This window comes from Spirulina subsalsa FACHB-351 (genome assembly GCF_026130165.1).
In the GTDB taxonomy this organism is placed as follows: domain Bacteria; phylum Cyanobacteriota; class Cyanobacteriia; order Cyanobacteriales; family Spirulinaceae; genus Spirulina_A; species Spirulina_A subsalsa_A.
Genome location: NZ_JAIHOM010000187.1, coordinates 1 through 6,046 on the forward strand (window position 1 = coordinate 1; position 6,046 = coordinate 6,046).

Genomic DNA, 6,046 nt, shown 5'->3' on the forward strand with positions numbered 1-6,046 from the left:
AAGCTGCCAATAGTTATGGAAGCCAATTACTCTAAGACCCGCAGGGCTACATTTAATCTTACTGTTCATATTGTGTTGGTGACTAAATATCGGAGAAAAGTATTCCAGAAAGAACATTTAGAGTTCTGATTAAAAAATCTGTGGAGAGCCAAGACTCTCCAGAGTATTAATTGTGCTTCGCTGTTTCTATATTGGTTGGCTTTTCATCTCATCGGTGAAACCGAGAGCCTTCAAGCCAACATTTAAGGTAAACTTACAGACCAACAAAAAGCCGAAATTGTCCAATTTAGACTTCAAAAGCAATACCCACGCCATTCACCCCCACATCTTATTGAAAACCAAGATTATTATCTGATTACTGCCGCTTGCTATGAACATAAACACCGATTAAATACTCCCACACGCCGCCAAGAATTATGGAATCGTCTCTTTGAAACCTTGACGGATCAAGGCATTGAAGTCCGCGCTTGGGTGATTCTCCCTAATCATTATCACCTCTTAATTAGCACTGTTGAATTTAAATGGTTAAGTCAACAACTACGTCTCATTCATGGGCGTTTTGCCCGTCAGTGGAACATTGAAGATTGCTGCACTGGGAAAGTTTGGTGTTCCTATAGCGATCGCGCTATTCCTTCAGAACGTCATTATTATACAACACTAAATTATATTCACTACAATCCAGTCAAACATAATCAAGTCCAATCTCCCTATGAGTGGCACGAAAGTAGTGTTCATTGGTATCTCAAGGACAAAGGAAGAGAATGGTTAAGAAGTTGTTGGGTTCAATATCAGGTTAGAGATTATGGCAAAAACTGGGATAATTTTTCTCTTTAAATTAATATCAGTTTATTTTTTAATGTAAAGTGCTTCATAGGTAATACGTTAAAATTTAACCCGTTTATAAAGCTCTGAGAAAGCAATCTGAATGTTAACGATTTCCAGTTCTACAATGGCATCCTTGCCGATAAATTCTGTAAATAACCATTGACGCTCACCGACTTTTCTGTATAGTTCGACACGATAGGACTTTTGGTCAATTAATAAATACTCTTGTAACTGGGGAATGGAACGATAGAGGGTGAATTTTTGACTCTTATCAAATCCGGCGGTAGAAGGGGATAAAATTTCTGCAATGAAACAAGGATTTGTTACGGCCATTTGTTGACTATCGGTAAATTCAGGTTCTCCTTGAATCACCATTACATCGGGGTAAACATAACTCTGAGATTCCTCAATCCATAGCCTCATATCACTGACAAAAATTTCATAATTTTGCTCGCCCCTTTCTAAGGGAAGTAAGCGACTTAAATTTAAAGTTAGCCGATTATGATTGGCTGAAGCACCCGCCATTTTAATGATTTTTCCTTGAATCCATTCGCTTTTATCAATGGCTTTTTCTTCTTGTTTAAGATAGTCTTCAACGGTGAGAGAAAATGGTTTAATGATGACAGCCATAGTTTATTGACCCACGACGCTATAGTTTATTCGTTAAATTTAACCCGTTTATAAAGCTCTGAGAGAGCAATCTGAATGTTAACGATTTCCAGTTCCACAATGGCATCCTTACCGATAAATTCTGTAAATAACCATTGACGCTCACCGACTTTTCTGTATAGTTCGACACGATAGGACTTTTGGTCAATTAATAAATATTCTTGTAACTGGGAAATGGAACGATAGAGGGTGAATTTTTGACTCTTATCAAATCCGGCGGTAGAAGGGGATAAAATTTCTGCAATGAAACAAGGATTTGTTACGGCTATTTGTTGGCTGTCGGTAAATTCAGGTTCTCCTTGAATCACCATTACATCGGGGTAAACATAACTCTGAGATTCCTCAATCCATAGCCTCATATCACTCATAAATACCGAGTAATTTAAGTCTTCTAAAGCAAAAAGAAGCAGTGCATGGAGTTTTCCGGTTAAAGTATTATAATTAGCTGAAGCACCCGCCATTTTAATGATTTTTCCTTGAATCCATTCGCTTTTATCAATGGCTTTTTCTTCTTGTTTTAGATAGTCTTCAATGGTGAGAGAAGATTGTTTGATGATGACAGCCATAGTTTATTTTTGGTGTTAATTTAACGAATTTATTGACCTTAAATTTATTGACATTATTATGGTCGGGTTGTAAAGATTCGTTTTGTTATGAAAGGTTTCAATTGTGGTCTTGGGGACTTGTTGGGTTTCGCTTTCGCTCCACCCAACCTACGGGACTTTTTTGTTGGGTTTCGCTTTCGCTCCACCCAACCTACGGGATTTTCTAATGAGTTCCCTAGATAGGACAGGTTAAACCGCCAGATTTTTGGGAAAAGAGGATGTTCTCATGATAGTCCACGGGACAATCAATGACGGTGGGAACGTCTTGGGCGAGCGCCTCTTTTAAGATAGGAACCAGTTCATCTGCCGATTCCACCCGATAGCCTTTTAAGCCCATACTTTCGGCAAATTTAACAAAATCAGGATTGCTAAATTTGATAAAGGCGGATTCTCCAAATTGATTGATTTGTTTCCACTCAATCAAACCATACCCATTATCGTTAAAAATCAGGGTGACAAAGGGAGTGCCAACGCGGAGGGCGGTTTCTAATTCCTGACTGTTCATCATAAACCCTCCGTCCCCGGTGACGGCGACGACTTTACGATCGGGATAAACCAGTTTAGCGGCTAATCCCCCCGGAATAGCAATCCCCATAGCGGCAAAACCGTTGGAGATTAGACAGGTGTTGGGGCGATCGCAATGATAATGACGAGCCATCCACATTTTATGAGCGCCCACATCAGAAATGACAATATCTTCAGGCCCCATCACTTGCCGCAAATCATAGACGATTTTCTGGGGTTTGATGGGGAATCCGGTATCTTCGGCATACTGTTCATAATCTTGGCGAATTTCGGCTTTTAAGCTGGCCGAGGTGGGGGTAGGTTTGCCATGACGATCCCCCCGTTTACTAATCTCATGGAGGGAGTCGGCAATGTCTCCGATTACTTCCACGACAGGGATATAGCTACTGTCAATTTCGGCGGGATTGGTGCCAATATGCACAATAGGAATATTGCCCTCGGGGTTCCAACGTTTGGGGGAATATTCGACCAAATCGTAACCCACGGCAATCACAAGATCGGCTTTTTCAAAGGCACAGGTGACGTGATCCCGTTGTTGCAGTCCAAAGGTCCAGAGGGAGAGGGGATGGGTATAGGGAATGGCGCCTTTCCCCATAAAGGTATTCACCACGGGAATATTCATGCGGGTGGTAAATTCCGTTAAGGCCTCGCTGGCATGGGCGCGAATGGCTCCATTTCCGGCTAAAATCAGGGGATTTTTAGCTTTAGAAATCACTTCGGCGGCTTTGGTTAAGCTGCGATAGGAAGCATAGAGGGGTTCTCGTTGATCTTTTTGTAAGGGTTGACCTTGGACAGGCATGGCGGCAATATTTTCCGGGAGGTCAATATGCACGGCACCGGGTTTTTCCTGTTGGGCAAGTTTGAAGGCTTTGCGGATGATCTCGGCCGTGTTGCTGGGTCGGACAATTTGGGTGTTCCATTTGGTGACGGGACTAAACATGGCCACCAAGTCAAGATATTGGTGAGATTCAATGTGCATCCGATCTGTACCCACTTGTCCGGTAATGGCTACGACGGGGGCCCCGTCTAGGTTAGCATCAGCAACTCCGGTCATCAGGTTGGTGGCACCGGGGCCGAGGGTGGAGAGACAGACCCCAGCTTTTCCGGTTAATCGCCCGTAAACGTCAGCCATAAAGGCGGCTCCCTGTTCGTGACGGGTCGTGATAAACTGAATCGAGGAATGTTTGAGGGCTTGCAGAATGTGTAAGTTTTCTTCGCCCGGTACGCCGAAAATGTACTCAACGCCTTCGTTTTCTAAACATTGAATCAAGAGGTCGGCTGTGTTTAATTCGCCCATGATGGTTAATCCTTGCAGTAAATTGTAGGTTTGTTAAGGACAGCAGATTGCTCTAGGGGTCAGCTAGAGCAGATGCGAAGTTAATGGTCAAATCAATGAAAATGAGTCTAAAAGATGCCCTTTTATGATAGTGAATGGTCAGGGTTTGGGCGTTTTTAAGATTGAGTATTGTGGGGGCAGACCAACCTCCCAACTCAAGGCTTGGTTTAGACTGTTTTGGCTTAGAGTAAGGGGTTCAACGAATCCAAACTGTTTTGATATTGACAAATTCTTGAATTCCTTGAATGCTCAATTCACGACCATAGCCCGATCGTTTGATGCCGCCGAAGGGCAGACGGGGATCGGATTTCACTAAACCGTTGACAAAGACGGCTCCAGCTTCGATGTCGTTAATGAGGCGATCGCGCTCTCCCTCATCCTCAGTCCACACACTCGCCCCTAAGCCCAAGTTAATCCCATTGGCGAGACGGATAGCCTCTTCTAGATCATTCACCCGAAACACCAAGGCAACCGGGCCAAAAAACTCCTCTAGGGCTCCAGGGGAGTCGGGAGGAATATCGGTGAGGATGGTGGGCGGATAAAAGTTACCGGGACGATCTAAGGGATGTCCTCCGGTTAGCACTTTCCCCCCCATCGCCACGGTTTTCTGCACTTGTTGGTCAATTTCTTGACGGATGCTGGCGGTGGCAAGGGGACCGACATCTACACTGTCATCCATCGGATCACCAATTTTTAGGGCTTCAAACCGAGCGGTGAGTTGTTCTATAAATTGATCGGCTATGCCTGTTTGTAATATGAACCGTTTGGCGGCGATACAGGACTGTCCATTGTTTAACATCCGAGCCGTGACGGCCGTGGAAACGGCTAATTCTAGGTCGGCGCTGTTAAGAACAATGAAGGGATCACTCCCCCCTAATTCTAAAACCGTTTTTTTGATATATTTCCCGGCCGTAGCGGCTAAACTAGCTCCGGCGTATTCGCTCCCGGTGAGGGTGGCGGCCTGTACTCGTTCATCGGCAAGAACTTCTTCCACTTGGCTGGCTCCGATGAGGAGAGTTTGAAATACGCCGGGGGGAAAGCCTGCTTGTTCAATAATCTCTTGAATGGCGATCGCACATTGCGGCACATTGGAGGCGTGTTTTAATAGTCCCACATTGCCCGCCATCAACGCGGGGGCGGCAAAACGGAAGACTTGCCAAAAGGGGAAATTCCAAGGCATCACCGCCAGAATCACTCCGAGGGGTTGATAGCGCACAAAGGCAGCACTGCCATCACTTTCCCCCGGGATATCCTTGAGAAATTCCGCCCCGTGATCGGCATAGTAGCGACAAACGAGGGCGCATTTTTTCGCTTCGGCGATCGCACTTTTCAGGGTTTTGCCCATTTCCACGGTCATGATCTTGCCGTACTCTGTGCTGTTTTTTTCCAGCAGATCGGCCGCTTGGTGTAACCATTGACTGCGCTGGGCAAATGTGGTGTTACGATACGCTTCCAAACTGGTCTGGGCGATCGCAATCTTGGACTGAATTTCCTCGCTCGTCAATGGTGTAAAGGTTTTCAGTGTTTCTCCGGTTACTGGACTAACCGTTGCTATAGCCATTAACCCTCCCCCTTATCAGGACGGAATATTGTATATCTAGTCTATGACTTTCGCTAGGCCAAATTTGACGAACCGTATAATATTTAACAAATTTATTTTTTCTTTACGTTTCTTTGACTGATCCTGCACCAGTTCTCATATTCGGTCCCTTGGGATGAGTGTGACCCGCAAGGGAGCGGGGGGAACAATTATCAATTCCTTATCTGCAATGTCGGGTGAAGACCCTCGGTTTTACCGACGGGATGAAACCCGACCAGTATAGAAACAGCGAAGCACGACTCTTTGATTAAAGCTCAGGAATCACTAGATCATGACAATTTGTGCTGTATATGTTAGTATTCATCTAGTTGTTTGAGGTCGATAAACAAGGAGTGAAGGGGAAAAAAGGCTATCCTATCCAAAAAAGCTAGGAAGAGATATGCCTTAAAACATTTAAGAGTAAGTAGACAACGTAAAGGCTTTGTCCAGAGAGAGGCATTGCGCGTCATTAAATCTAACGATTTTATCGCCTACGAAGACTTAAAT

At 44.5% G+C, this 6,046-nt stretch carries 5 protein-coding genes and 2 pseudogenes; 3 read left to right on the forward strand and 4 right to left on the reverse strand.

The window, feature by feature from the left end; all coding sequences use genetic code 11:
* Positions 1 to 15: 15 nt before the first annotated feature.
* Positions 16 to 126, forward strand: a pseudogene (locus tag K4A83_RS23720) (transposase); the annotation flags it as partial.
* Positions 127 to 276: 150 nt separating this feature from the next.
* Positions 277 to 834: an REP-associated tyrosine transposase gene (locus K4A83_RS21520; protein ID WP_407810262.1), complete on the forward strand. Its 558-nt coding sequence runs from the start codon at positions 277 to 279 to the stop codon at positions 832 to 834.
* A 48-nt stretch (positions 835 to 882) separates the two neighbouring features.
* Here K4A83_RS21520 and K4A83_RS21525 read toward each other — a convergent pair whose 3' ends face one another.
* The 4 genes from K4A83_RS21525 to K4A83_RS21540 form a co-directional block, all read right to left on the reverse strand.
* On the reverse strand, positions 883 to 1,455 hold the full coding sequence (locus tag K4A83_RS21525) for a Uma2 family endonuclease (RefSeq protein WP_265266765.1): 573 nt from the start codon (positions 1,453 to 1,455) through the stop codon (positions 883 to 885).
* Positions 1,456 to 1,481: 26 nt separating this feature from the next.
* Positions 1,482 to 2,060: a Uma2 family endonuclease gene (locus K4A83_RS21530; protein WP_265266766.1), complete on the reverse strand. Its 579-nt coding sequence runs from the start codon at positions 2,058 to 2,060 to the stop codon at positions 1,482 to 1,484.
* Between the two features lie 214 nt (positions 2,061 to 2,274).
* A complete protein-coding gene (locus tag K4A83_RS21535) occupies positions 2,275 to 3,921 on the reverse strand; it encodes an acetolactate synthase large subunit (RefSeq protein ID WP_265266767.1) in 1,647 nt (548 codons plus the stop codon).
* 235 nt (positions 3,922 to 4,156) lie between these two features.
* Positions 4,157 to 5,521 carry an NAD-dependent succinate-semialdehyde dehydrogenase gene (locus tag K4A83_RS21540; RefSeq protein ID WP_265266768.1) on the reverse strand — a complete coding sequence of 455 codons (1,365 nt, stop codon included), beginning with the start codon at positions 5,519 to 5,521 and terminating at the stop codon, positions 4,157 to 4,159.
* 399 nt (positions 5,522 to 5,920) lie between these two features.
* Here K4A83_RS21540 and K4A83_RS23725 point away from each other — a divergent pair.
* Positions 5,921 to 6,046: pseudogene (locus K4A83_RS23725) on the forward strand (RNA-guided endonuclease TnpB family protein); the annotation flags it as partial.

Coding starts and splice junctions, on each gene's coding strand:
- K4A83_RS21535 (WP_265266767.1), bottom strand. CDS start 3,921: ATGGGCGAATTAAACACAGCCGACCTCTTGATTCAATGTTTAGAAAAC.
- K4A83_RS21540 (WP_265266768.1), bottom strand. CDS start 5,521: ATGGCTATAGCAACGGTTAGTCCAGTAACCGGAGAAACACTGAAAACC.
- K4A83_RS21530 (WP_265266766.1), bottom strand. CDS start 2,060: ATGGCTGTCATCATCAAACAATCTTCTCTCACCATTGAAGACTATCTA.
- K4A83_RS21525 (WP_265266765.1), bottom strand. CDS start 1,455: ATGGCTGTCATCATTAAACCATTTTCTCTCACCGTTGAAGACTATCTT.